The sequence below is a fragment of the Streptomyces sp. NBC_00212 genome (assembly GCF_045206365.1).
Lineage (GTDB): Bacteria > Actinomycetota > Actinomycetes > Streptomycetales > Streptomycetaceae > Streptomyces.
On the sequence record NZ_CP108116.1, the window covers coordinates 196,413 to 221,586 of the forward strand.

Consider the following 25,174-nt stretch of genomic DNA (forward strand, 5'->3'; position numbering starts at 1 on the left):
TTCCCAGCCCCGGCGTCCGACCGACCCGCACACCAAAGGAGCACCCCCCATGCCCCCAACTCCCCGGCCGCACATCGGGGTTCTGCTGCCGACCCGGGAGCAGGCCATGCTCGGCGCGCTCGACGCGGGCGCCCTGGTCGAGTTCGCCACCGAGGCCGAGCTGCTCGGCTTCGACTCCCTGTGGGTCGGCGACTCCCTGGTCGCCCGGCCCCGCCTGGACCCGCTGATCGTGCTGTCCGCCGTGGCCGCCGCCACCCACCGGATCGCGCTGGGCACCGCGGCCCTCACCCCGGCCCTGCGCCACCCGCTGATCGGCGCGAACATGATCACCAGCCTCGACCACATGGCGGGCGGCCGGCTCAGCCTCGCCCTGGGGTCCGGCTTCCCCATCCCGGAGACCGAGCGGGAGTTCGCCGCCGTCGGCGCCTCCTACACCGGCCGCGCCGGGCGCCTGGACGAGATCGTCGAGCTGTGGCGCCGCACGTGGCGCAGCGGCGAGCCCGGCGCCCCGAACGACTTCGAGGGCCGCTACCTCAGCGCCGACGACCTGGACCGGCTGTGCCCGCCGGTGCGCGAGGACGGCCCGCCGCTGTGGCTGGCCGGCAGCGACACCCCGGCCGTGCTGCGCCGGGTGGCCGGAAAGTACGACGGCTGGATGCCGTTCCTGCCGTCCGTGCCCGTGTACGGCAGGGCCTGGCGGCAGATCGAGGAGCTCCGCGAGGAAGCGGGCAGGCCGCAGGGCGCGATCACTCCCGCGCTGTACGCCACCATCAACGTGAACCCGGACGAGACGGCGGCCAAGAACGAGCTGGAGCACTACGTCCAGGGCTACTACAAGAACACCCTGGCCGGCATGGCCGAGATCCAGGCGTACGGCTGGGGTTCCGCCGAGCGCTGCGCCGACTGGCTGGGCGGCTACGTCCGTTCCGGCGCGCGGCACATCATCATCCGGATCGGCTCGATGGCCCCCGAGAAACAGCTGAAGGAAGTCGCGGAGACCGTGCTTCCCGCCCTCCGCGACGCCTGACCCCCAGTCCGGCGGGCGGCTCATTCCCCCGTGCCGCCCGCCTCTGCCGTACCGAACGAAGGGAAGCGCCCCACCATGACCACCATCGCGGACCCGTCCCTGACAGGGCGGGTCACCGAACTGCTCGCCCTGCGTGCGGAGGCGTGTCGTGGGCCGAGCGAGCGGGCGACGCAGGCGCAGCACGCCAAGGGCAAGCTGACCGCCCGCGAGCGCATCGACCTGCTGCTCGACCCCGACTCGTTTCACGAGGTCGAGCAGTTGCGTCGGCATCGTGCGGTCGGTTTCGGCCTGGAGGCGAAGAAGCCGTACACCGACGGTGTGATCACCGGCTGGGGCACGGTCGAGGGCCGCACGGTCTTCGTGTACGCCCACGACTTCCGGATCTTCGGCGGCGCGCTGGGTGAGGCTCACGCCGCGAAGATCCACAAGATCATGGACATGGCGATCGCGGCGGGTGCTCCGCTCGTGTCGCTCAATGATGGCGCGGGTGCCCGTATCCAGGAGGGCGTCAGCGCACTGGCGGGTTATGGCGGGATCTTCCAGCGCAACACGCGCGCGTCCGGGGTGATCCCGCAGATCTCGGTGATGCTGGGCCCGTGCGCGGGCGGTGCCGCCTACAGCCCGGCGCTCACGGACTTCGTGTTCATGGTGCGTGAGACCTCGCAGATGTTCATCACCGGTCCGGACGTGGTGCGGGCGGTGACGGGCGAGGAGATCACCCAGAACGGGCTCGGCGGCGCCGACGTGCACGCCGAGACCTCCGGCGTCGCGCACTTCGCGTACGACGACGAGGAGACGTGCCTGGCCGAGGTCCGGTATCTGATCTCGATGCTGCCGTCGAACAACCGGGAGAACCCGCCGGTCCACGCGTCCGACGACCCGGCCGACCGCCGCTCCGAGGTCCTCCTCGACCTGGTGCCCGCCGACGGTAACCGTCCGTACGACATGCACAAGGTGATCGAGGAGCTCGTCGACGACGGGGACTTCCTGGAGATCCACGAGCGGTGGGCCCGCAACATCATCTGCGCGCTGGCCCGGTTCGACGGCCAGGTCGTGGGCATCGTCGCCAACCAGCCCCAGTCCCTGGCCGGTGTCCTGGACATCGAGGCCAGCGAGAAGGCGGCCCGGTTCGTGCAGATGTGCGACGCGTTCAACATCCCGATCTTCACTCTTTTGGACGTACCCGGGTTCCTACCGGGCGTCTCGCAGGAGCACGGTGGAATCATCCGGCACGGCGCGAAGCTGCTGTACGCGTACTGCAACGCGACGGTGCCGCGGATCTCACTGATCCTGCGCAAGGCCTACGGCGGCGCCTACATCGTCATGGACTCCCAGTCCATCGGCGCGGATCTGACCTACGCCTGGCCGACGAACGAGATCGCGGTGATGGGTGCCGAGGGTGCCGCCAATGTCATCTTCCGCCGCCAGATCGCGGAGGCCGACGATTCGGAGGCGATGCGGGCACGGATGGTCAAGGAGTACAAGGCCGAGCTGATGCACCCGTACTACGCGGCCGAGCGGGGCCTGGTCGACGACGTCATCGACCCCGCCGAGACCCGGGCCGTCCTCATCGCCTCACTGGCGATGCTCAAGACCAAACACACCGACCTACCATCCCGCAAACACGGCAACCCACCCCAATAGCAAGGGAGTTGACGCTGTGAACGCCAATACCGTCGTACGCATAGAACGAGGCGAAGCAGGCCCCGAAGAACTCGCCGCCCTCGCCACAGTCCTCCTGGTATGCGCCGCCGCCCAACCGGCTCCCGCGGTCAAGGACGACCGCTCCAAGGCAGGTTGGCGCCCCCCGGACCACCAGGCCCCCAACTCCTGGCAGTCCTGACCGAGGTCGCTCAGAGCTGCTTTGTCATGAACGTACTGTTCGGGTCGGGCCGGTAGCCGGCGAACGGCTCGCAGTGGCTGAACCCGAACTTCTCGTACAGCTTCCTGGCGGGCAGGAAGAACTCGGCCGTGCCGGTCTCCAGGCTCAGCCTGGTGAAGCCCATGCGCGTGGCCTCGGCGATGATGTGCTCAAGCAGCAGGGACCCGACCCCGCCCCGCTTGCGCAGCGGCGCGGTACGCATCGACTTCAACTCCGCGTGGCCCGCGTCGAGCCGCTTGATGGCGCCGCAGCCCACCAGGACGTCGCCGTCCCGCACGGACCAGAACGTGACCTCGGGCTCGCGGAGGGCACCGAGGTCGAGGGCGTGCTTGCTCTCCGGCGGCGTGATGGACCGCATCTGCTGGACGTGCTCGTCGAGGAACCCGGCGATTTCGGGGCCGGCGAGGTCGTCCACCTCGATCTTCACGATGCTCGTCCTCCTCCAGGCCACGCTGCTCGGAGCCGCGTGGGGTCGGGGCCGGGCCTGTCCACCCGGCGTCGACGAGTCTGCCACGCTCGAACAGCGGGCCCGCAGGGACGAACTGGCGCGGCGACGAGCGGCGCGGCGCCTTTGGCCGAGCAGCCGGGCAGAGGACGAACCCGGAAACGCATGCGGCGGAGAGGGCAGGATTCGAACCTGCGTGGACCCCGAAAGATCCGACCTCGGCAGAGCCACGGTCCCCGATCAACCACTCCGGGCACCTCTCCCTGTACACCGGCCCCAACCACCCGAGCCGACCACGCGGAGAGGGCAGGATTCGAACCTGCGTGGACCCCGAAAGATCCGACTTCGAGCTTGCGCCCTGGTCCCCGATCAACCACTCCGGGCACCTCTCCCTGTTCCCGGCTCCGGTCTCCCTCGCCGTTCACAACAACTACGATGCCAGACCCACCTGACCCATCCCTGACGCCTAACTGACGTGGCCCCACGTGTAGTTAGGCGACTCTCGACGGGACGGGCGCACACGACGACGCCCGGCTGGTCGGTCCCAGCCGGGCGTGCGTCAGCCGCCGTGTCTCACCTGCCGGCGGGCATCAGGTGCCGCTCCCCGCGGTGCGACGCGGCAGCCCGCTGCACCGTGGACTTCACGTGCAGGCAGGGGTCCTGTTCGAGGACCGCGCGCTCGTAGTCCCGCATCACCGGCGAGGGGGAGAGGCCGAGTTCCTCGGAGAGCTTGCCGTGCAGCTCGCGGTAGACGTTGAGCGCGTCGGTCTGCCGGCCGCACCGGTACAGCGCGACCATGAGCTGCTGCCGGAAGCGCTCGTTGTAGGGGTGTTCCACCAGGAGGGTCTGCAACTCCGGGATGATGCGCCGGTGTTCGAAGTTCTCCAGGTCGCAGTCGAAGAGGAGCTCCAGGAGGGCGAGCCGGGTCTCCTCGAAGCGGGCGGCGGCCGCCTGGCAGGACTGGCCCACGGCCGTGCCTCCGTAGATGGGGCCGCGCCACATCTTGAGTACGTGCCGGATCTCCTTGGCCGTCCCGTCCGGGGACGAGCCGGTGGATTTTATTCGCTCGTACTCCTCCATGAACACGGTCACGTCGAGGGACCCCTCGTCCAGGACGAGGCGGTAGCCGACGTGCTGGGTGATCAGGCAGGACCTGTCCGGGTCGTCTTCGAGTGCGGCGAGCTTGCGCCGCAGTCGGCTGACGTGGGCCTGGACGGCGTTCTCGACCGCGTCCGGCGGTTCGCTGCCCCACATTTCGTCGATCAGGGCGTCCCTCGACACGGGGCTGCCCTCGGCTACCAGAAGGGCTGCCAGGAGGGAGCTCTGCAGCGTGCCGGAAACCTGTAATTCACCCCTCTCCGAACTCGCCCCTATTGCTCCCAGCAGCTGGAACTTGAGCATCACGCCACCTTCGGATTGGCCAACACACGTGTGTCGAATCGAGTCGAAGAGATCGTGCCGCCGCCATAGGTGCGATGGGGTTGTGGCCGGCCCGGCGCGGCAGCAGAGTGCCGCGTGCTGTAGGGGCGCAGTCCGTTTCGGCAGATCTGCCTGAGAACGACTTCGAAAGGATCTTCGTTCGCACAAGAGACTTCGTGCGCAGTGCGCCAATTCCCCCCGTTTCCCCCGGTCGATTCAAACGTATCGCAGCGTTTTTTATTCCAGCCAACCCATGACCTGTGGCCGAACGCCGTCTATCGCTGGATCGTTCCATATTCCCCCACCTCCCCTACAAGTGCCTTTACGAATGATTTGCCGTCGGAATGCCCGCATGGGAGCCTCTGACCTGCGTGTATGCATTTCATTTGCGGTCGTCTTTTTCGTGCCCGACGCCACTTCGGGCAGCAGAACGGGCGGCCGCCAACCCGCTGGACAGCGGTCTCGGGGGGCGGCTGAGATCGTCGGGAATCGGCTGAGATCAGTCCGGTGTGCGGGGATGGTTGCAACGTCGGGCAACTGGAGCGGTCGCCGACGCGTCGCCGTCGGGTCAGAACCGTGTCAGAAGGGGATCAGGCGGGGCGAGCACTGTGTACTCCACAGGCTTTTTGCTCCCCAGCATGAATGACATTGACGGACTGGTGACGGACGGTGGAGAACCCCTTGGACGAGTTCGGATCCCACGGGCATCGCTATCAGCGTGCGGCAATTGTCGCGAACCCAAAGGCAGGGTCTACCACCGCAGAATATCTGGCGTCGGTCGCGACGGTCTGCCGGGATTATGTCGACGAGGTCGACATCGTCCGGACGCTCCGCCCGGGGCACGCCACCGAGGTGGTGGCCGAGTTGCTCCGCGGCCCGGCGCGCCCCGACGTGATCGTGTCGATCGGTGGCGACGGCACCTTGCGCGAGGTGGTGACGGGTCTCGTCGAGGTCGCCTCCAACCACACGCCGCTGGTGGTGCTGCCCGGCGGCACGGCGAATTCCAACTACCGCTCGCTCTGGGACGACGCCCCCTGGCACGAGGCGCTCACCGCGGCCCTGACCGGCACCGCCGAGAGCCGGCTGATCGACCTCGCGTGGATCGCCGAGCTCTCCCGGATGGTCGTACTCGGCCTGAGCACCGGCCTGTTCGCCGAGGCGACCGCGCGGGCCCTGTCGCTGCCCGTGTCCGGACGCCCCCGCTACCAGCGGGCGATCGCCGAGGCCCTGGAGACGTACCAGCCCTACGAGGGCCGGGTCCTGGTCGACGGGGCGGTGGTGCACTCCGGCAAGATCGTGGTGGCCAACGTCGGCGGCGGCCGCTACCGGGCCGGCGTGCTGAACATGCTGCCGAAGTCGATACGCGACGACGGGCTGCTGGACGTGTGTGTCGTCGACCCCAGCATTCCGACCACGACGGCACTGGAGCTGATGCGTTCCGGCCGCCACCTCGAAGCCGGCGGGTCCACCTATGCGCGCGGCCGGTCCGTCACGCTGGAGCGGCTCGACGGTCTGCCGCTGCACTTCGAGCACGACGGAGAGGTAGTCCCCACCGACCGGTCCTCGATCACCGTCGAGGTGCTGCCGCGGGCCCTGCACGTCCTCGCCTCGCACCAGCGGACCGGGGGCTGAGCCGCCATGACCGCACCTGTCGCGACCGCGGCCGAGCCGATCGTTCCCGAGGCCGGTCAGCTGGGGCGGCTCGCCGAATGGGCCGGCGAGCTGGAACTGTCCGACGTGCCCGAGCGGGTGGTCTCCTTCGCCGCCAGCCATCTCCTGTCGCAGCTCGCCGCCATCAGGACGGGCCTGGCGCAGGAGGACGGGCGGCGCCTGACGCGCGCCCTGGGCGCCCCCTTCCAGGCCGACACCGCGCAGTCGGCGCGAGTGCTGGCCGGAGCAGGCGCCTGGCTCAACCTCGACGACACCGCGTACGCCGGGCACTTGGGCCCCTCCACCGTGGGTGTCCCGCTCGCGTACGCGCACGCCCTGGGGCTCTCGGGGGCCGAACTGCTGCGGGCGGTGATCCTGGCCGACGAGTGCGCGGCCCGCGTCACCGCCGCCGCCACGCTCGGCCCGTTCCGCGGCCAGACGGCGCTGCACACGCATCTGGTGGGCGCGGTAGCCGGGCGCCTGGCCTGCGAGCGGGCCTCGGCGCGGCAGTGGCGCGACGCGCTGGCACTGGCGCTCAGCGCGCCGCCCTGGACGCTGATGCGGGGCTTCATCGACAGCGACGCCCGGATGCTGCACGTGCCCGTCGCGGTCCGGATGGGCCTGGACGCGTGCGACGCCGCCGAGGGCGGACTGCGCGGCGCGCACGACATCGTCGAGCACCCGGACGGCTTCCTCGCCCAGTTCGCCGCCGTACCGCTGCCCGAGGCCGTCACCATGGGGCTCGGCCGGCGCTGGCACACCGAGACCCTCTCCTTCAAGCTCCACCCGGGCGGGCCCGGCATCGACGCCGCCATCGACTGCGCACTCGATCTCCATACGGAGATGGGCGGTTGGGCCGTCGACGACGTGGCCGAGGTGGTCGTGGAATGCTCGGTCTACACCCTCTTCGCGGCCCGCAAGGCCCAGTCCTATCTCGACGGGCCCCGCACTCCGCTCGGCGCCCTGGTGCTCACCACTCCGTACCCCGTGGCCACCGCGCTGCTGACCGGGGGCCTCGCCATCGAGGACTTCTCCGCGCCGCTGGTGGAAACCTCCGAGCGGTGGCGCCTGGCGGAGAAGGTCCAGCTCGTCCACGACGAGGAGATGACCCGCGAACTCCTGGCCGGGGACGCCCCGTTCGGCGAGGCGCTGCGCCAGTCGGGCGCCGAGGGACGCAGGTGGCTTGAGCTGTTCGGCGGCCGGGACCTCGTCGACCTGGCCCCGCCGCCCGCCCCGCCCGCCGAGGACTTCACCCGGGCCGCCAAGCCGACACCGGCCCGGGTACGGGTCGTGCTGCGCGACGGCCGGGTCTTCACCCGCGAGTACCGGATTCCCCGCGGCGGCATCGGACCGGAGCTGCGGGCCGGGCACCAGGCCCTGATCGCGGCCAAGTTCCGCTCCTCGGGCGGGCCCGCCGCCGTCACCGACCTCTGGCCGCGGCTGACCGAGGCGGAACCGGAGCAACTGCGCCGCGCCCTCGATCAGGCCATCGGCCTGTGATCCCTTCAACGCCCGCATCCCCCAGGAGGAGAAGTGCACGACGCGCAGAGTTTGCTGGAGCCGGCCGCCGAGGCGGTCGGGCGGCTCCGGCGCCGTGGATACAGCCTGGACCACGAGGCGCTCGACAAGCTGGTGGCGGGCCGGGCCGGCGCCATCGGCGAGCGTGACGCGCTCCGCCGAAAACTCAACGACCTCACCCGGGAGCTGTCCTCGCTCGGCGGCCGCCGTCCCGATGAACTGGTGGACACCGCAAGGGAGTTGAAGGAGCGGATCCGGGCGGCCGAGGCGGATCAGCGGGCGGCCGAGGACGCGCTCCAGGACGTGATGCTGCGCATCCCGAACCTCCCCAGCGACCAGGCGCCCGACGGCGGCCCCGAGGATCCGGTGGTGGAGGTACGCCGCTGGGGAAGCGCCCCGCACTTCGGCTTCGCCCCGCGCGACCACGTCGCGCTGGCCACCGAGGCGAACCTGCTCGACCTGCCGCGGGCGGGCAAACTGTCCGGCTCCCGCTTCGCGGTGTTCCGCGGCGCCGGAGCGGTCCTTGAGCGGGCCCTGGCGTCGTTCCTGCTCGACCTGCACACCAGGGAGCACGGGTACGTGGAGCACAGCGTGCCCCATCTCGTCACCCGGCAGACCATGACGGGGACCGGGCAGCTGCCGAAGTTCGCCGACGACCTGTTCGTCACACAGGTCGCCGACCGCGAGCTGTTCCTCATCCCCACCGCCGAGGTGCCCCTCGTCAACCTCTACCGCGACGAGACGCTGAACGCGGGCGAGCTGCCGCTGAGCCTGACCGCGCACACCTCCTGCTACCGCTCGGAGGCCGGTTCGTACGGCCGGGACACCCGCGGGCTCATCCGGCTGCACGAGTTCGCCAAGGTCGAGATGGTCCGGATGTGCCTCGTCGAGGACGCGCCGGACCAACTGGAGCTGATGGTCCGTCATGCCGAGGAGTGCCTGCGGCGGCTCGGCCTGCACTACCGCGTCATCGACCTGCGCGCGGGAGACCTCGGCTTCTCCGCGCGCCGCACCTACGACCTGGAGGTGTGGCTGCCGAGCCAGGACTGCTTCCGGGAGATCTCCTCGGTCTCCGACTGCGGCACCTTCCAGGCCCGCCGGGCCGGCATCCGCGTGAAGCGCAACGGCCGCAAGAAGCACCCGGCCACCCTCAACGGCTCCGGCCTGCCGATCGGCCGCACGGTCGTGGCCCTGCTCGAACAGAACCAGCGCGAGGACGGTTCGATCACCGTCCCGCAGGTCCTGACGCCGTACACCGGCTTCAGCACCATCGCCCCGGACGGCACGCCCCTGCCCTGACCGTCCGGACGGCGTGGCTGTGCCCCGGCACCTTGCTTCGGTGCCGGGGCACAGCCACGCCGTCGAACTCCCTTGGCCACCAACGGTGTTGACACGCAAGAGCGGGGCCGGACGGTGTGTCCGACCCCGCTGACATCCGGCTTACGCCTCGTCGTTCTGGACCCAGCTCATGAGCTTGCGGAGCTCCTTGCCGGTGGTCTCCAGGAGGTGCTCGGAGTCATGGGTCTTGTACTCGTTGTACTTCTTCAGACCCGAGTGGTACTCCTCCATCCAGTTCTTCGCGAACGTACCGTCCTGGATCTCCGCGAGAACCTTCTTCATCTCCGCCTTCGTATCGGCGGTGATGATCCGCGGACCGGTCACGTAGTCACCCCACTCGGCGGTCTCCGAGATCGACCAGCGCATCTTCTCCAGACCACCCTCATACATGAGGTCCACGATCAGCTTCAGCTCGTGCAGACACTCGAAGTACGCGATCTCCGGCTGGTAGCCGGCCTCCGTCAGCGTCTCGAAACCGGCCTTCACCAGCGCCGCCGTACCACCGCAGAGGACGGCCTGCTCACCGAACAGGTCGGTCTCGGTCTCCTCGGTGAACGTCGTCTTGATGACGCCGGCACGCGTGCCGCCGATGCCCTTCGCGTACGACAGGGCCAGCGCCAGGCCATTGCCCTGCGGGTCCTGCTCGACGGCCACGATGCACGGAACACCACGGCCCTCCTCGTACTGACGGCGCACCAGGTGGCCCGGGCCCTTGGGGGCGACCATCGCGACGGTCACGTTGGCCGGGGGCTTGATGAACCCGAAGCGGATGTTGAGGCCGTGGCCGAAGAACAGCGCGTCGCCGTCCTTCAGGTTGTCCTTGATCGACTCCTCATACACCTGGGCCTGGATCGGGTCCGGCACCAGGATCATGATGACGTCGGCCTCGGCCGCCGCCTCGGACGGCGTCACCACGCGCAGGCCCTGCTCCTCGGCCTTCGCCTTGGACCTGGAGCCCTCGTGCAGACCGACGCGGACGTCGACACCCGAGTCACGGAGCGACAGCGCGTGGGCGTGGCCCTGGCTGCCGTAACCGATCACCGCGACCTTGCGGCCCTGGATGATGGACAGGTCGGCATCGTCGTCGTAGAACAGCTCGGCCACTGGGCTTCTCTTTCATGTCGGTGTTCAGTCAGTGTTCGGTCGGTGTGCATGGAGGTCAGGCGGCGTGATCGATGCGCCGTACCAGGCTGCTGGAGGAGGAGTTCGGGCCGCGCCCGATGGCGATGGTGCCCGATCTGACCAGCTCGGTGATGCCGAACTGCTCCAGCATCCTCAGCATGGCCTCCAGCTTCTCGGTCGTTCCGGACGCCTCGATGGTGACGGCCTCCGGGGACACGTCCACGGTCTTGGCGCGGAAGAGCTGCACGATCTCGATGATGTGGGAGAGCGTCCTGCCCTCCGAGTGGACCTTGACCAGGACCAGTTCGCGCTGGAGGGCGGTGTCCGGTGGCAGTTCGATCACTTTGAGTACGTTGACGAGCTTGCCGACCTGTTTGGCGACCTGCTCCAGGGCCTCGGGTTCGGCGTGCACGACGAGGGTGAGCCGGGAGAACGCCGGGTGCTCCGTGCGCCCTTCGGTCACCGAGTCGATGTTGAAGCCGCGGCGGGAGAACAGCGCGGTGATCCGGGAGAGCACACCGGGGGTGTTCTCCACCAGGACCGACAGCGTGTGCCTGGGCAGCGCGGGGGGTGCTCCGTCTGTCATCGTTCCTCGTTGTTGTCGCCGAAGTCGGGGCGGACTCCGCGGGCGGCCATGACCTCGTCGTTGGAGGTCCCGGCGGCGACCATCGGCCACACCTGGGCGTCCTCGTGGACGATGAAGTCGATCACGACGGGGCGGTCGTTGATGGAGTTCGCCTCCTCGATCGCCTTGTCCAGGTCCTCGGGGCGCTCGCAGCGGATCGCGTAACACCCCATCGCCTCGGACAGCTTGACGAAGTCCGGGACGCGGGTGCCGGGGGTGTGGGGGCCGGCCGCGGCGGGGCCGGAGTGCAGGGCCGTGTTGGAGTAGCGCTGGTTGTAGAACAGGGTCTGCCACTGGCGGACCATGCCGAGGGCGCCGTTGTTGATGATGGCGACCTTGATCGGGATGTTGTTCAGCGCGCAGGTGGTCAGTTCCTGATTGGTCATCTGGAAACAGCCGTCACCGTCGATCGCCCAGACCATGCGGTCCGGCTGACCGGCCTTGGCACCCATCGCGGCCGGGACCGCGTAGCCCATCGTTCCGGCACCGCCCGAGTTCAGCCACGTCGCGGGCAGTTCGTAGTTCACGAAGTGCGCGGCCCACATCTGGTGCTGGCCGACACCAGCGGCGTAGATGGTGTCCGCGTCCGCCAGCTCGCCGATGCGCTGGATCACGCGCTGCGGGGACAGCGTGCCGTCGTTCGGCTCGTCATAGCCAAGGGGGTAGGTCTCGCGCCAGCGGTTGAGGTCCTTCCACCAGGCCGTGTAGTCGCCTGCCCGCCCCGAGCCGTACTCGGCCTGCACCGCCTGGATCAGGTCGGCGATGACCTCGCGGGCGTCGCCCACGATCGGGACGTCGGCGCGACGGATCTTGCCGATCTCGGCCGGGTCGATGTCCGCGTGGATCACTTTGGCGTGCGGCGCGAAGCTGTCCAGCTTGCCGGTGACGCGGTCGTCGAAGCGGGTGCCGAGCGCGATGAGCAGGTCCGACTTCTGCAGCGCGGTGACGGCGGCGACCGTGCCGTGCATGCCGGGCATGCCCAGGTGCTGGGGGTGGGAGTCGGGGAAGGCGCCGAGCGCCATCAGCGTCGTGACGACCGGGGCGCCGGTCAGTTCGGCCAGGACCTTCAACTCCGCGCTGGCACCCGCCTTGAGCACACCGCCGCCGACGTAGAGCACCGGGCGATTGGAGCGGACGATCAGGTTGACGGCGGCCTGGATCTGCTTCGGCCGGGACCGGGGCACCGGACGATAGCCGGGCAGCGCGAGTACCGGCGGCCACGTGAACGTGGTCTGTGCCTGCAGCGCGTCCTTGGCGATGTCCACCAGGACCGGGCCCGGACGGCCGGTCGAGGCGATGTGGAACGCCTCCGCGATCGTGCGCGGGATGTCCTCGGCCTTCGTCACCAGGAAGTTGTGCTTGGTGATCGGCATGGTGATGCCGACGATGTCCGCCTCCTGGAAGGCGTCCGTGCCGATCGCCTTCGACGACACCTGCCCGGTGATCGCGACCAGCGGCACCGAGTCCATGTGCGCGTCGGCGATCGGGGTGACCAGGTTGGTGGCGCCCGGCCCGGACGTCGCCATGCACACGCCGACCTTCCCGGTGGCCTGGGCGTACCCGGTCGCCGCGTGGCCCGCGCCCTGCTCGTGGCGGACCAGGACGTGACGGACCCGGGTGGAATCCATCATCGGGTCGTACGCCGGGAGGATGGCACCCCCCGGAATCCCGAACACCACCTCCGCCCCGACTTCCTCAAGAGAACGGATGAGGGACTTCGCGCCCGTGACGTGCTCGGGCGGCCGGGGCCGCGGGGCCGGGCCGGCGGTCTCCACGTCGTGCTGCGCGGGCGGACGTTCCGTGACCTGCTCGATCATCAGCTGTCTTCTCTGTCTGCTCTGTGCGTACGGGGGCGACGGGTGCTGATGCGCGCAGAGGTCACGGGGCGTCGGTGGCCAGGAGCACGTCCAGGGTGTGCAGCGCGCCGTCCGCGCGGGCGGCGGCCGCCGTGTCGTCCGGGTCGCCGCACAGGGCGATGAAGGACGAGGTCAGCTGCTCCTGCACCTGCTCGATCGCAGCGCTTTCGGTACTCGGGTTCACTGGATTTCCTCCTTTGGGGCCGGGCCGATTTCCGTGGTTTTCGGGGCGGTTCACATGGCGTTGGCGGCGCGCCAGATGTTCACGAATCCCTCGGCGCTCGCCCGCTCGGGGAACGCCGCGTATTCGGTGGTCACCAGGGTCGGGTTCCACTTGTCCTTGTAGGCGAGCTGGGACGATGCGGGGTAGACGACCTGGTTGTCCCACAGGTAATGCATCAGCCATTTGAATCCCAGGCTGTGGCCGGTCACTTCACGGTCCTCGGTAAGGCTGGTGAACGGGGTGAAGCCGAAGTGCAGCCACGGCACGCCTTCGGCGCTGAACGTGTCGATCGCGGCCTTGTTGATCGCTTCCATGACGCCGGCCGGGCTCTCGGGGATGCGTCGGCTCAGGTCGTGCATCCAGCCCGGGTTCGTGCCGTACACGGGCGAGTAGGAGACGTATCCGATGGGCTCGCCGTCGATGTGGCCGACGAACAGGCGGCGGTGCTTCTGCATGGCGCCGCCGGTCTGGCCCACCAGGTACTCCAGCGGCCGGGCGCCCTCGCCCTTCAGCGGAAGCCACCGCCTGTCGATGGCGGTGACGCCGTCCTGCCACTGCTCGTAGTCGGCCTCCACGATGGTGAGACCGGCCCGCAGCGCGCGGGAGATCTTGTTGCGCAGCTGCATGTAGCGGGTGCCGGCCACGGTGAAGGTGCTCAGGTCGACGGCGTAGGAGGCGCCGACCTGGTTCACGGTGTAGCCGTGCCGGGCGTGGATGCGGGCGTCATGCAGCTGGAGCTGGATCGCGGCGAGCTTGCGGCCCTGGGCGGCGGTGAACTCGGCGAAGGCCTCCATGAGGTCGGTGTAGGACTCCTCGGGGGCGAACGGGCCGCCGAACTGGACGAGGTACTCCCCCGCCGGACGGTAGATCACGATGCCGGGGCGGCCCGGCATCGTGAAATACGAGTTTCCCTGGTTGACGGCCAGGAAGGAACTCGGGTTCTCCGCCTGCGAGTATTTCTGAATTGCCTCCAGCGCATAGTCGGCCGAGGCGTTCGACACTTCTTCAAGTGTGCTCTGTGTCACCGTGTTCTCCTTGTCGTCCGATCGCAGGCCGCCCTGTCTCCGCACTGTGGAATCGGCGGTGCCACGCCTCATGATGGGGCGGCCCGTTGCCGCATGCAATGGCGACGGAGCCGCTGTTGGCCATATGTCAGTGCAATGTCAACGGCACGTCAGAAATCGTTGTTCGGCACCTGTTTCAGCGCGTCAGATTGATGTCAGAGGCCGGTCAGAGTGCCGTGTGACGGTAAGAGAGCTGACATTCAAGAGGAATGTGCGGCGCGGAATGACTGTCCCGCCGCCCCCGAATTCCCTGATCTCGGCATCCTGATCCGTAAACCAGGTGGAGGCAACCCCCAGATGCGTTCTCTCGACATTGCACGCGACACCTGTGAACGTCACCATCCGGGGCTCCTGAAGGCTCTGGACGCGGTGGAGATGCCGGAGCGGGAAGCGGCCGGCAGCCCGGTGCTGGAGATCTTCAAGGAGTACGGGGGCGCGGGCCTGCTGGTGCCCCGGGAGTACGGGGGCGTCGGCGCGGACGCGCTGGACGCCGTGCGGGTCACGCGGGCGCTGGGCTCGTACTCGCCGTCGCTGGCGGCCGCCGCCACCATGCACAACTTCACGGTGGCGATGCTGTTCGCGCTCGCCGACCGGGTGGTGCCGCCGACCGAGGAGCAGAAGGCGCTCCTTTCGCGGGTGGCCCCGGACGGCATGCTGCTCGCCTCGGGCTGGGCGGAGGGCCGTACCCAGCAGGACATCCTGAGCCCGTCGGTGACGGCCGTGGCCGTCGAGGACGGGTTCGTCCTCAACGGCGCGAAGAAGCCGTGCAGCCTCTCGCGTTCCATGGACCTGCTGACGGCCAGCGTCACCCTGCCCGACGCCGACGGCGGCCAGCCGTCGCTGGCGGTGCTGCTGATTCCCGCCGACTCCGAGGGCATTTCCGTCCACCCGTTCTGGGACAGCCCGGTCCTTGCGGCCGCGCAGAGCGAGGAGGTCCGCCTGCACGACGTGCACGTGCCCGAGCACCTCGTCATCCGCGGCACCCCCGACGACCCCAGCCGGCTCGACGACCTGCAGCAAGCCACCTTCGTCTGGTTCGAACTGCTCATCACCTCCGCCTATGTGGGGGCGGCGAGCGCGCTCACCGACCTGGTCATGCGGCGCGAGCGCGGCACCGTCACCGACCGGGCGGCGCTCGGGATCCAGCTGGAGTCGGCCGTCGGCCTGACCGAGGGCTGCGCCCGGGCGCTGCGCGACGGTGTGGACGGCGAGGAGTCCGTCGCGGCCGCCCTGACCGCCCGCTTCGCGATCCAGAAGTCCCTGGCCGCCGTCTCCGAACAGGCCGTCGAGCTCCTCGGCGGCATCGCCTTCATCAAGTCCCCCGAGGTCGCCTACCTGTCCTCGGCCCTGCACCCGCTCGCCTTCCACCCGCCCGGGCGCACCAGTTCCTCGCCGCACCTCGTGGAGTACTTCAACGGCGGCCCGCTCCAGATCTGACCCCGGCACTCCCCTCAATGGAGCTCAGATGGATCAAGTCAACGCGTTCGAGTCCCCGACCACCACGCGGCTGCACCGCGGCGAATACCTGGTCGGCCTGGGCGTCTCGCTGGTGCTGTTCGCCGCCCACATCGGCGAGGTGCGCTGGCTCCCGGCCGTCCTGCTGTTCGTCTACATCGACCTCATCGGCTACATCCCCGGCGCCATCGCCTACCGGCGCAGCCCCACGAAACGGATACCCAAGGGCTTCTACGTCGCCTACAACACCATGCACAGCCTGATCACCCAGGCCGCGGTCGTCGGACTGTGGATGTGGGTGAGCGGCCCGGAGTGGGCGCTCCTCGTGATCCCCATCCACCTGTGCGCGGACCGGGGTGTGTTCGGCAACTTCATGAAGCCGTTCGCGCTGCCCTTCGAGCCCGTACCCGACGAGCGGTTCGCCCGGCTCTCCCAGCAGTTGTTCGGCACGGGCGCGACCGGATCGCCGGCCGTGGGCGTGCGGGAACCGTCGGCTGCGGCCGCGGAGCCGGTGCGATGAGCCCGAAGTCCCTGCTGCCCACCCCGGCTCCGCCCCTGCCCGAGGACGAGGCCGCGCAGCTGCTGCGCGGGGTGTCCCGGCTGCTGCCCACCGGCGTCGCCGTGCTCACCGCCGCGCACCAGGACCTGGTCCACGGCGCCACCGTGTCGACGGCCAGCGTGCTGTCCCAGCGGCCGCTGCGGCTCGGCGTCAGCCTGCGCAGCGGATCGCTGATGACCCGGCTCATCCGGCAGAGCGGCTGGTTCGCCGTCAACGTGCTCTCCTCGCGCCAGGCCCTGCTCGCCGACTGGTTCGCCAATCCCCAACGCCCGCCGGGGGCTGGGCAGTTCGACCTGATCCGGTCCCGTACGGACGAGGACACCGGCATCCCGCTGCTGCGGGACGCACTCGCCCACTTCGTCTGCCGCCTCAGCGACCAGCTGCCGCTGGGGTCCAGCGACGACCTCCTGGTGGCGGAGATCGACCGGGCCGGGGCCGGGGCGGGCCGGCCGCTCATCAACTTCAGCGGTGAGCTCCACGACGTCGAGTTCCACGGGGTGCGCCGCAGGCAGGGCTGGCGCGCGGACGCCACGACCACTCTCGAATGATGCAGACCCACGCAAAGGAAGCGAGCCCCATGACCATGTCCATACCGCCCGAGACCGACTGGGAGCAGGCTCCCGGGCTGCTCGACGGCGCCATGAACCTGGACCTCACCGCGCAGCAGTGCGACCTCGCGTACTGGTTCCGCGGTGTGGCGCAGGGCACGCTGAAGGGACGCACCGAGACCGGGCACACCGCGGACGAGCCCACCCCCGAGCACATGCGCGTGGACGGCCCGCTGCGGGACGCCCAGATGCTGGAGCTGGGCTGCCGCTCGGTCGCCGAGGAGCAGGGCACCCGGGCGCTGGCCCACTACGTGGTGGGCGCCACCAACGTCGCCGAGATGGACTTCTTCGCCACCCAGCTGATGGACGAGGCCCGCCACTCGATGGTGTTCCGCAACCACCTCGTCGAGATGGGCGTACCGGCCGAGGACCTGCACACCACCATCGCCGGGCTCTCGGCCGGCTACCGCGAGGAGGTCCTGGACCCGATCCTCGACTTCGCGGTCCGCGCGCTGCGCGACGAGGGCGACTTCATCGGCGCGGTCGCCGTCTTCACCATCATCATCGAGGGCGTCCTCGCGCCCGCCGCCGAACTGAGCGAACGCAAGTGGAACCTGCTCGACCCGGCGGCCAGCGCGATCGCCCGCGGCGCCGCGATCGACGAGATCCGCCATCTGACGGTGGGCAGCTCCATCGTGCGCGAGCACCTGCGGGCCCACCCCGAGTACCACGCACGGCTGATGGACATCGTCCGGCGCGGCCGCAAGCTGTGGGACGAGATCCCGGACAGGAAATACATCATGGTCCGCGAGCACCTCTTCCAGGAGGGCATGCACCAGCACGCCGGCCTGCTGGCCGACTACGAAGTGTGGCCCGGCAAGCGCCTGTTGGAGACCGGGCCCGAGGAGCGCTACGCGATGGCCGAGGCCTGGACCGACAAGATGGCCGCGGCGCGCCTGGCGTACATGGGCCTGCCCGAGGCCGTCGACATCCTCCGGCTGACCTGACCCGCACCCCCTTCCCCCCCCACACCTGTCCCGGCCGCGGCTCCCCCACACCGCGGCCGGGGCACCCCCGCTGTCCTCCCGCAGGAGACCCCATGGCCGGCACACCAGCGCGCGCACAGGGCGAGAGCTTCCAGCGCACGCTCACCACCCCGAAGATCGTGTTCATCATCATCGCCGCTGCCGCCCCGCTGGCCGCGATGGTGTTCACCGTCCCCCTGTCCTTCGCCATCGGCACCGGTGCGGGTGTCCCGGCCATGTTCGTCTTCGCCGGCCTCACCCTGCTGTGCTTCTCCGCGGGGTACGCGGCGATCGCCCGGCGGATCAGCAACATGGGCGGCTTCTACACGCACATCGCGCACGGCCTGGGCCGCCCGGTGGCGGCCGGGTCCGGGCTCCTCGCGGTGCTCGCCTACAACGCGGCGACCGTCGGCGTGCTCGGCGCGTTCGCCTACTTCGCGCAGAGCGTGGCCGCCACCCACGGCCTGCACCTGCCCTGGGAGCTGTGGGCGTTCGTCGGCATGCTGGTGATCGGTGTGCTCGGCTACCGCGAGGCGGAGCTCAGCGCCCGGCTGCTGTCGGTGTGCATGGTGTGCGAGATCGCGATCCTGTTCGCGCTCGACGTCGCCATCTTCTTCCACCACGGCACGGGCGCCGTCCCGTTGACGTCGTTCGCCCCCCACCACGTCTTCGCGCCCGGCCTCGGCGTCTCCGTGATGTTCGGGTTCGCCTCGTTCCTCGGCTTCGAGTCGGCGGCGCTGTACGGCGAGGAGGCCAAGGCCCCGCACAAGAGCGTGCCGCGGGCCACCGTGATCGCCGTCCTGGTGGTCGCCTCCTTCTACGCCCTGACCAGCTGGGTCGCGGTCGGCGCGATCGGTCCGGGCAAGGTGCGCGACCAGGCCGCGGGCCACCTCGGCGACCTGTTCTTCCTGCTCAGCGACAGCTACCTGGGGCACGTCGCCACCGTCACCATGCAAGTGCTGCTGTGCACCAGCCTGTTCGCCGCGTGGCTGGCCCTGCACAACGCCGCCAACCGGTACATGTACGCGCTCGGCCGTGACCGGCTGCTGCCGGGCTGGCTCCACAAGGTGCACCCCAGGCACGGTTCGGTGCACCGCAGCAGCGCGGTGCAGACCGTGTTCAGCGCCGTGGTGGTGGCCGCGTTCGCGGCGGCCGGCCTGGACCCGTACGTGAACATGTCGACCAGCATGCTGGGCCTGGGAACGCTCGGCATCATCCTGCTGCAGGCCCTCGCCTCGGTGGCGGTGGTGGGCTACTTCCGGCGCCGCCGCGAAGCGCGCTGGCAGACCACGGTGGCGCCCGCCCTCGGCGCGCTGGGACTGATCGTCGCGGCCGTCCTGGTCACGTCGAACTTCGACGTGCTGACCGGCACCACCAACCCGGTGGTCACCGCGCTGCCCTGGCTGCTGTTCGCGGTGACCGGCGCCGGTGTCGCGTTCGCCTGGTGGCTGCGCTCGGCCCGGCCCCGCCGGTACGTGCGCCTGGGCGGCGTGAGCGCCAAGGCGGCACAGTCGGCACCGCGCAGGGCGCCCGAGCCGCCGGCCGCGGCCCCCGCCGTGGATCCCTCCAGTCTCTCCTCAACAGCTCGGTGATCTGGTCGGCGCACCGGGAAGCCGCGCAGCGAAAGGACCAGCCCTGATGGCACACGACGCCGAAGAGCACGTGGACATACCCTTCGGTCCCGAAGACACTCCGTGGCAGAAGACCTTCAGCGGCCTGCGGGTCGTGGGTGGACTGCCGAACGTCTCCCCGCCCTCGGGCGACCCCCGCGCGGCCTACATCACGGTGCCCGAGGTGCCCTACGCCAAGGTGCAACTGCCGCCCGGGGGCCTGGACCCCGAGCAGTACGCCGAAGCCGAGGCCCTCTTCCGGGCCCACATCGACACCCAGACCCACCACTTCGCCGGCTACCAGGTCACCAGCGACCTGGACTACCAGGAACGGCTCGCCCACTACCTCAACCGGCACCTCAACAACGTCGGCGACCCCTACCAGTCGAGCTCGTACACCCTCAACTCCAAGGTCCTGGAGCGCGCGGTCCTCGACTACTTCGCCTCGCTGTGGAACGCGAAGTGGCCGCACAACGCCGAGGACCCCGACTCGTACTGGGGCTACCTGCTGACCATGGGCTCCAGCGAGGGCAACCTCTACGGCCTGTGGAACGCCCGGGACTACCTGTCGGGCAAGGTGCGGCGCCAGCAGGCCCCCGGCTCGGGCACCCTGACGTACGAGCAGGCCCCGCGCTGCGAGGGGCAGAGCCCGCACGCCTTCCACCCCGTCGCGTTCTTCTCCGAGGACACCCACTACTCGCTGACCAAGGCGGTGCGCGCCCTGGCCATCGACACCTTCCACACCATCGGCACCGCCCGCTACCCCGACGACAACCCGCTCGACCCCGGCGCGCCCTGGCCGGCGGAGGTGCCCTCCACCTCGGACGGCGCCATCGACATCGGCCAACTCGCCGTCCTGGTGCGGTTCTTCGCGAGCAAGGGCTATCCGATCCTGGTCAGCCTGAACTACGGCTCCACGTTCAAGGGCGCCTACGACGACGTCGAGGCCGTGGCCCGCACCGTCCGCGACATCTGCACCGAGTACGGCCTGGACAACCGGCGGGTCTACCGCGAACGCGGCAACGAGAGCGACTACGACGAGCGGTCGGGCTACTGGCTGCACATCGACGGGGCGCTGGGCGCCGGTTACGCCCCCTACCTAGAGATGGCCCGCGACGCCGGCATGGTCGACGAGGCCCCGCCGGTGTTCGACTTCCGGCTCGCCGACGTGCACTCGCTGACGATGAGCGGCCACAAGTGGATGGGGACGCCGTGGGCCTGCGGGGTGTTCATGACCCGCACCGGTCTGCAGATGACGCCGCCCAAGTCCTCGGAGTACATCGGGGCCGCCGACACCACGTTCGCGGGCTCCCGCAACGGGTTCTCGGCGCTCCTGATGTGGGACTACCTGGCCCGGCACTCCTACGACGACCAGGCCCGCCTCGCCGCGGACTGCGACCGCCTCGCCGGGTACGCGCACGACCGGCTGCTCACCCTGCAGGACCAGCTCGGCCGGCCGTTGTGGGTGGCCCGCAGCCCGCAGGCGCTGACCGTGCGCTTCCGCCAGCCCCGCGCGGACATCGTGCGACGCTACTCGCTGGCCTGCGAGACGGTCCAGGTCGACGGGGCGCCCCGGACGTACGTCCATCTCTATGCCATGCGGCACCTCACCCGCGAGCTGGTCGACGACCTCATCTTCGACCTGCGCCAGCCCGGCGCGTTCCCCTCCGCCCCGGCCCCGGCTCCGGCTCCGGTGGACGCGGCGACGCGCGACCAGCTGAACCGGCTGATGGAGTCGATGATCGAGTCGCCGGTGCCGTAGCCGGGCGCCACCGCAACCGATCGCTTTCCCAGTCCTCAGGGGCCGGCCGCTGCACCGGCCGGCCCCTGAGACCATTAACCCCCTTTCTTTTTCCGTACCGGTGCGTACCAATTCGACTCATCGTTTTGTTTTTTCGGAAGCACGGGTTTCCGTTGACATCCATATCTCCCCCCTCATACGGTCGCACCCAGCCGCCATTGTCGCCGCGTGCGGCAGGACCGCGCTCGACAAGGCCGAGTTCTGCAAGCCGAGTTCAGCAAGGCCGAGTGTTCTACAAGAGAAAAACGAGGGAGGGAGAGCCCGGTGGACAAGGGAGAAATCGTCCTGTGGTCCCGGAACTGCGCGGCCATTCATGAGGCACCCCGCGCGGCGACACCCTGCCGCCCAGGCCCGGCCACCACCCGTACGACCAGGGCATCGCGCCCCGCCGGACACCGCGGTTGCCTGCCCCGGGCAACCGCCCGCCGCCGCTGCTGCCGCACCCCGCGATGAACGCGCAGGGGCCGGCGGCCCGCACGGAGCAGGAAATCACGCAAGGGCCGAACCGTACGGCGATTGCGGATCCCGACGACGAATTCATCGAATTGGTCAGGGTCCACACGGATGCGGTGCATGTTTTCCTGCACCGAATCTCCGGTTCTGCGCGGGTCGCCGACACCGCCGGGCGAGACGTATTCCTTGAGGCCCGTGCGACGCTGCGCACGCATTGTGCGGGAAATCAGCCCGGCCCGCTCCCGCGGCCCTGGCTGATGACGCTCGCCCTGAAACGGTGGCACGCGCTGGCCTCCCCGTCCGCCGTGGCCGGGGAGGTCGGTCAGGACGCCGAGGGGCAGCTGTGCGCGGCGCTGGCCGGGCTGCCGGAGAAGATCCGTACGGCGGTGGTGCTCCGGCACGTCGTACAGCTGAGTTACGCGGAGGCGGCCCACGTCCAGGGCTGTCCGGCGGGCAGCGTCAAGGCGCAGGTGTCCCGCGGCCTGAGCGAGCTCCGCCGGCGCCTGGCCGCCGCCGCGGACGGCCCGCGCGACTGGCTCCCGGCCTTCCCCGAGCCGGTCCGCGCGCTGCCGCTCCTCGGCGCGGCCGTGCGGACCGACTTCGCCGCCCAGGCCCTGGAGCGGGCCGGCGTCCCCAGCGCCGGCTACGACAGCTACGTACGCGAACAGGCCGCCGCGGGCGGCCTGTTCGTGGCGTTCGGCCGGGGGGCGGTGACGGGCACCGCCCTGCACACCCACAGAGTCACGGCCGAGGTGTTCGAGGCGACGCACCGCGCGCGCACCGGGCGCTCCGCGATCCGCACGTCGCTCTCCCCCGCCGGGCTGCACACGCTGCTGCGGACCGGGACGGTGCGAGACCTGCGGGTCGACCTGTCCGGGCTCGACCCGCACGAGCGGGCCGTCCTGGAGGCCGTGCGCGCCATCCCCAACGGGCAGCTGCGGCCGGTGAGTTGGATCGCCCGCACGGCGCGGCTGCCGGCGGGCGGGGCGCGCGCCACGGTGCTGGGGGCGCTGGCGCGCAACCCCCTTCCCGTCCTCGTCCCGTGCCACCGCGCGACCCACGACTGCGGGACGCCCTGCGACGCCGCCTACCCCTGCCACACCGGCGACATCCTGCGCGCCGCCGAGGGGATGGACCTGCCGCGGCTCGACGGACTCACCCGGCGCGGAGTGCGCTTCGTGGGCAGCACGGCCACCCGCACCTACTGCCATCCGACGTGCCCGCGCGGCGAGGGCCGCCCCGAGCACCAGGTGTTCTTCAGCGGCGCCGGGCAGGCGCGCGGCGCCGGCTTCGCGCCCTGCCCGGGCTGTACCCCCGTCGCGGCCGCCCGCCAGGAGGCGTGAGGTGAGAATCCGTGCCCGGCGGCCCGGCGCGCCCGCCCTGGTCCACATCTCGGTCCGGCCGAGCGCCGTCGGGCCGCTGACGCTCGCCGTGGCCGGCCGCACGCTGGTCTACTGCGGGTTCGCCCCGCCGGTCGCGGTGCGGCGCCGCATGGCCCGCGCCGCGCCCGAATGGTGCGGGCAGATCCTGCACAGCGCGGTCACCACCGAGGCCCTGGAGGAGGTCGGGGCCCAGCTGGAGGCGTATCTGGGCGGCCGGTCACGGGAGTTCTCGCTCCTTCTCGACCTGCGCCTGGCGCCCCTCTTCACGCGGGAGGCCGTCACCGCCCTGGGCGGCCTCGTCCCGTACGGGCGGACCGCGACCTACGGCGAGCTGGCGGCCGCCATGGGGCGGCCCACGGCGGCCCGGGCCGTGGGCACCGCGCTCGCGGCGAACCCGCTGTGCGTAATCCTGCCGTGCCACCGCATCGTCGGCTCCACGGGACGGCTCACCGGCTACGCGGGCGGACTGCGGGCGAAGCAGTACCTCCTGGACCTGGAGGGCAGGCCACTGGCGCGAGGTGTACGGGCAGCTCCTGATGCCCGTTGGAGATGAAAGACGACTGGGGCCTGAGCTCGTCCGGCGCGACGGCCAGGGTCAGGCCGGGGAAGCGTGCGAAGAGGCGGGAGAGCCCGATCTCGGCCTCCATGCGGGCCAGTTGGGCGCCCAGGCAGTAGTGGGTGCCGTGCCCGAAGGAGAGGTGGTCGCGCCGGGTGGGCCGGGTGACGTCGAAGCGGTGGGCCTCGGGCCCGTGCCACTGGGGGTCCCGGCCGGCCGCGGCATAGGACACCATGATCGCGTCCCCCTTCCTGATCAGCGTGTCGCCCACCGTGATGTCCTCGACCGCGTACCGCAGCACGGAATGGGCTCCGGGCGCATCGAGCCGCAGCGCCTCCTCCACGGCGTCGGCCCACCGCGCCTCGCCCTTTCGCAGCCGGTCGAGCTCACCGGGACGCGAAAGCAGCGCGGCCACCGCATTGTCGATCAGATTGACCGTGGTCTCATATCCCGCGGTGTACAGGAGAATGAGATTGTCGATCAGTTCCTTCTCGCTGAGCGCGGCCCCGTCGTCGGTGCGCACCGCGATCAGCAGGCTGGTCAGATCCTCGCCCGGTGCGAGGCGTTTCTCTGCCACGAGATCGGCCATCGTCGCATAGAGCAACCGCACATTGTCCTGCGCTTCTTCTTGTGTGATGGCGGTGGAGAAGAACGTCTTGATGATGCGGTGCAGCGCCCCGTGGCAGTGCCCGGGGATTCCGAAGAGTTCACTCATGACCGCCATCGGCAAGGGGTGGGCGAACCGTTCGCGCAGGTCGACCGCCTCGCCTGCGGGAAGCGCCGCCAGCTCGTCGAGCAGGCCCTCGGTGAGCTCCGCCACCCGGGGCCGCAGAGCCGTAACTCCCCGCGCGGTGAAGGCAGTTGCCACCGGCTTGCGCAGCCGGGTGTGCTCCTCGCCGTAGGCGGTGACCATGTTCTGCACCGACACCCAGATCGCGAGCGGCCACTCGGGCCCCACCTCGCCGGACCGCCACGCATTCCAGTGCTGATAGGCGTCCTTGGAAACCCGCGGATCGACAAGCAGCTTACGGATCTCCTCGTACGAGGTGACGGACCAGGCCTTCACCCCGCCGGGCAGTTCGACCTCGGCCACCGGACCCTGTTCCCGTATCCGGGCGATCTCCGCATGAATATCCTGGCCGGACGCATCGATGACAATCGGGCAGCGCGAAGCCCCCGTGGGTACCGAAACCATTTCTCCCCCGTCTGCATCGGACACCACCAACACCCTGTGGGGACCGTGCAGCACAAGGCAAGCCTCCCTGCATAAAAGGAGGTCGGGTGCAGCTTGCGGAGGAATGATGAATACCGCCCGGTGTTTTGCCCGTCTGGCATCCCGTCGGCGAATTCCTCCCCATCGGATGTTCAATATTTCGGATCGAACTTCAAATCCGGTCCATGCGATGCCAAAATCCGGAATCCTGCTGTCCGATCTGTTTCGCTGTGACAAACCGCACTGGCGGTAGCTTTTTTGACGAAAGGTCAGCCGCTTGTGCGGGTCGGTCAGGATCACTCAGCCCCGGGCTCGCGGCCGCCGGAAGCACTACCCCCCTCCACTACTCGGTGGTACCGTATAGCTGCGGTACTCGGTAGCACGCAGTACCGAGGGGTTGAGG

The 25,174-nt window shown here is 69.9% G+C and carries 22 protein-coding genes and 2 tRNA genes; 14 read left to right on the forward strand and 10 right to left on the reverse strand.

Translation table 11 applies throughout. From position 1 onward, the window contains the following. Nucleotides 1-49 precede the first annotated feature (49 nt). The 3 genes from OHA17_RS40730 to OHA17_RS40740 all read left to right on the forward strand — a co-directional run bounded on the left by OHA17_RS40730 (nucleotide 50) and on the right by OHA17_RS40740 (nucleotide 2,870). A complete protein-coding gene (locus OHA17_RS40730; protein ID WP_331721378.1) occupies nucleotides 50-1,027 on the forward strand; it encodes an LLM class flavin-dependent oxidoreductase in 978 nt (325 codons plus the stop codon). Between the two features lie 75 nt (nucleotides 1,028-1,102). Further along, nucleotides 1,103-2,671, forward strand: a complete 1,569-nt coding sequence (locus tag OHA17_RS40735; RefSeq protein WP_331721379.1) for an acyl-CoA carboxylase subunit beta — start codon at nucleotides 1,103-1,105, stop codon at nucleotides 2,669-2,671. A 16-nt stretch (nucleotides 2,672-2,687) separates the two neighbouring features. Then, nucleotides 2,688-2,870 (forward strand): acyl-CoA carboxylase subunit epsilon, encoded by a 183-nt coding sequence (locus OHA17_RS40740; RefSeq protein WP_331721380.1) that lies wholly within the window; start codon nucleotides 2,688-2,690, stop codon nucleotides 2,868-2,870. Between the two features lie 10 nt (nucleotides 2,871-2,880). Here OHA17_RS40740 and OHA17_RS40745 read toward each other — a convergent pair whose 3' ends face one another. The 4 genes from OHA17_RS40745 to OHA17_RS40760 all read right to left on the reverse strand — a co-directional run bounded on the left by OHA17_RS40745 (nucleotide 2,881) and on the right by OHA17_RS40760 (nucleotide 4,755). Continuing rightward, a complete protein-coding gene (locus OHA17_RS40745; RefSeq protein WP_331721381.1) occupies nucleotides 2,881-3,336 on the reverse strand; it encodes a GNAT family N-acetyltransferase in 456 nt (151 codons plus the stop codon). Between the two features lie 189 nt (nucleotides 3,337-3,525). Beyond that, nucleotides 3,526-3,617: transfer RNA gene (locus OHA17_RS40750), tRNA-OTHER, on the reverse strand. A gap of 35 nt (nucleotides 3,618-3,652) precedes the next feature. Further along, nucleotides 3,653-3,746 (reverse strand) — tRNA-OTHER (locus OHA17_RS40755). A gap of 181 nt (nucleotides 3,747-3,927) precedes the next feature. After that, complete coding sequence (locus OHA17_RS40760; protein ID WP_331721382.1) at nucleotides 3,928-4,755, reverse strand: AfsR/SARP family transcriptional regulator; 828 nt, start codon at nucleotides 4,753-4,755, stop codon at nucleotides 3,928-3,930. A 687-nt stretch (nucleotides 4,756-5,442) separates the two neighbouring features. Here OHA17_RS40760 and OHA17_RS40765 point away from each other — a divergent pair. From OHA17_RS40765 to serS, 3 genes are read left to right on the forward strand one after another with little or no spacing between them, the layout of a single operon-like run. Then, nucleotides 5,443-6,405 carry a diacylglycerol/lipid kinase family protein gene (locus tag OHA17_RS40765; protein ID WP_406510976.1) on the forward strand — a complete coding sequence of 321 codons (963 nt, stop codon included), beginning with the start codon at nucleotides 5,443-5,445 and terminating at the stop codon, nucleotides 6,403-6,405. A 6-nt stretch (nucleotides 6,406-6,411) separates the two neighbouring features. After that, nucleotides 6,412-7,923 carry an MmgE/PrpD family protein gene (locus OHA17_RS40770; RefSeq protein ID WP_331721384.1) on the forward strand — a complete coding sequence of 504 codons (1,512 nt, stop codon included), beginning with the start codon at nucleotides 6,412-6,414 and terminating at the stop codon, nucleotides 7,921-7,923. Between the two features lie 33 nt (nucleotides 7,924-7,956). Further along, nucleotides 7,957-9,240 (forward strand): serine--tRNA ligase, encoded by a 1,284-nt coding sequence (serS, locus tag OHA17_RS40775; RefSeq protein ID WP_331721385.1) that lies wholly within the window; start codon nucleotides 7,957-7,959, stop codon nucleotides 9,238-9,240. 141 nt (nucleotides 9,241-9,381) lie between these two features. Here the strand turns inward: serS and ilvC are convergent, their stop codons facing one another. From ilvC to OHA17_RS40800, 5 genes are all read right to left on the reverse strand, one after another. After that, on the reverse strand, nucleotides 9,382-10,383 hold the full coding sequence (gene ilvC, locus OHA17_RS40780; protein ID WP_331721386.1) for a ketol-acid reductoisomerase: 1,002 nt from the start codon (nucleotides 10,381-10,383) through the stop codon (nucleotides 9,382-9,384). Nucleotides 10,384-10,438: 55 nt separating this feature from the next. Further along, entirely contained in the window at nucleotides 10,439-10,963 is a 525-nt protein-coding gene (gene ilvN, locus OHA17_RS40785; protein WP_053726176.1) for an acetolactate synthase small subunit, read from the reverse strand. A gap of 20 nt (nucleotides 10,964-10,983) precedes the next feature. After that, complete coding sequence (locus tag OHA17_RS40790; protein WP_331721387.1) at nucleotides 10,984-12,843, reverse strand: acetolactate synthase large subunit; 1,860 nt, start codon at nucleotides 12,841-12,843, stop codon at nucleotides 10,984-10,986. A 61-nt stretch (nucleotides 12,844-12,904) separates the two neighbouring features. Next, on the reverse strand, nucleotides 12,905-13,066 hold the full coding sequence (locus tag OHA17_RS40795; protein ID WP_331721388.1) for a hypothetical protein: 162 nt from the start codon (nucleotides 13,064-13,066) through the stop codon (nucleotides 12,905-12,907). A gap of 50 nt (nucleotides 13,067-13,116) precedes the next feature. Next, nucleotides 13,117-14,130: a DUF2156 domain-containing protein gene (locus tag OHA17_RS40800; RefSeq protein ID WP_331721389.1), complete on the reverse strand. Its 1,014-nt coding sequence runs from the start codon at nucleotides 14,128-14,130 to the stop codon at nucleotides 13,117-13,119. Nucleotides 14,131-14,466: 336 nt separating this feature from the next. Here OHA17_RS40800 and OHA17_RS40805 point away from each other — a divergent pair, with 336 nt between their 5' ends. From OHA17_RS40805 to OHA17_RS40840, 8 genes are all read left to right on the forward strand, one after another. Beyond that, nucleotides 14,467-15,606 (forward strand): acyl-CoA dehydrogenase family protein, encoded by a 1,140-nt coding sequence (locus OHA17_RS40805; protein WP_331721390.1) that lies wholly within the window; start codon nucleotides 14,467-14,469, stop codon nucleotides 15,604-15,606. A 28-nt stretch (nucleotides 15,607-15,634) separates the two neighbouring features. Beyond that, nucleotides 15,635-16,144, forward strand: a complete 510-nt coding sequence (locus OHA17_RS40810) for a hypothetical protein (protein WP_331721391.1) — start codon at nucleotides 15,635-15,637, stop codon at nucleotides 16,142-16,144. Continuing rightward, nucleotides 16,141-16,731, forward strand: coding sequence for a flavin reductase family protein (locus tag OHA17_RS40815; RefSeq protein WP_331721392.1), 591 nt, complete (start codon nucleotides 16,141-16,143; stop codon nucleotides 16,729-16,731). Before OHA17_RS40810 ends, OHA17_RS40815 begins: the two co-directional genes overlap by 4 nt. 29 nt (nucleotides 16,732-16,760) lie before the next feature. Beyond that, on the forward strand, nucleotides 16,761-17,738 hold the full coding sequence (locus OHA17_RS40820; RefSeq protein ID WP_053731037.1) for a VlmB-like protein: 978 nt from the start codon (nucleotides 16,761-16,763) through the stop codon (nucleotides 17,736-17,738). A 92-nt stretch (nucleotides 17,739-17,830) separates the two neighbouring features. Further along, entirely contained in the window at nucleotides 17,831-19,348 is a 1,518-nt protein-coding gene (locus OHA17_RS40825) for an APC family permease (RefSeq protein WP_331721393.1), read from the forward strand. A 46-nt stretch (nucleotides 19,349-19,394) separates the two neighbouring features. Beyond that, nucleotides 19,395-21,128: a pyridoxal-dependent decarboxylase gene (locus OHA17_RS40830; protein WP_331721394.1), complete on the forward strand. Its 1,734-nt coding sequence runs from the start codon at nucleotides 19,395-19,397 to the stop codon at nucleotides 21,126-21,128. A gap of 749 nt (nucleotides 21,129-21,877) precedes the next feature. Next, a complete protein-coding gene (locus OHA17_RS40835; protein ID WP_406510977.1) occupies nucleotides 21,878-22,963 on the forward strand; it encodes an MGMT family protein in 1,086 nt (361 codons plus the stop codon). A gap of 1 nt (nucleotide 22,964) precedes the next feature. Next, nucleotides 22,965-23,555 (forward strand): methylated-DNA--[protein]-cysteine S-methyltransferase, encoded by a 591-nt coding sequence (locus tag OHA17_RS40840; RefSeq protein WP_331721396.1) that lies wholly within the window; start codon nucleotides 22,965-22,967, stop codon nucleotides 23,553-23,555. On the opposite strand, the gene OHA17_RS40845 is transcribed toward OHA17_RS40840, so the two are convergent. Then, nucleotides 23,449-25,071 (reverse strand): cytochrome P450, encoded by a 1,623-nt coding sequence (locus OHA17_RS40845; RefSeq protein ID WP_406510978.1) that lies wholly within the window; start codon nucleotides 25,069-25,071, stop codon nucleotides 23,449-23,451. The genes OHA17_RS40840 and OHA17_RS40845 overlap by 107 nt on opposite strands. Between the last annotated feature and the right edge of the window lie 103 nt (nucleotides 25,072-25,174).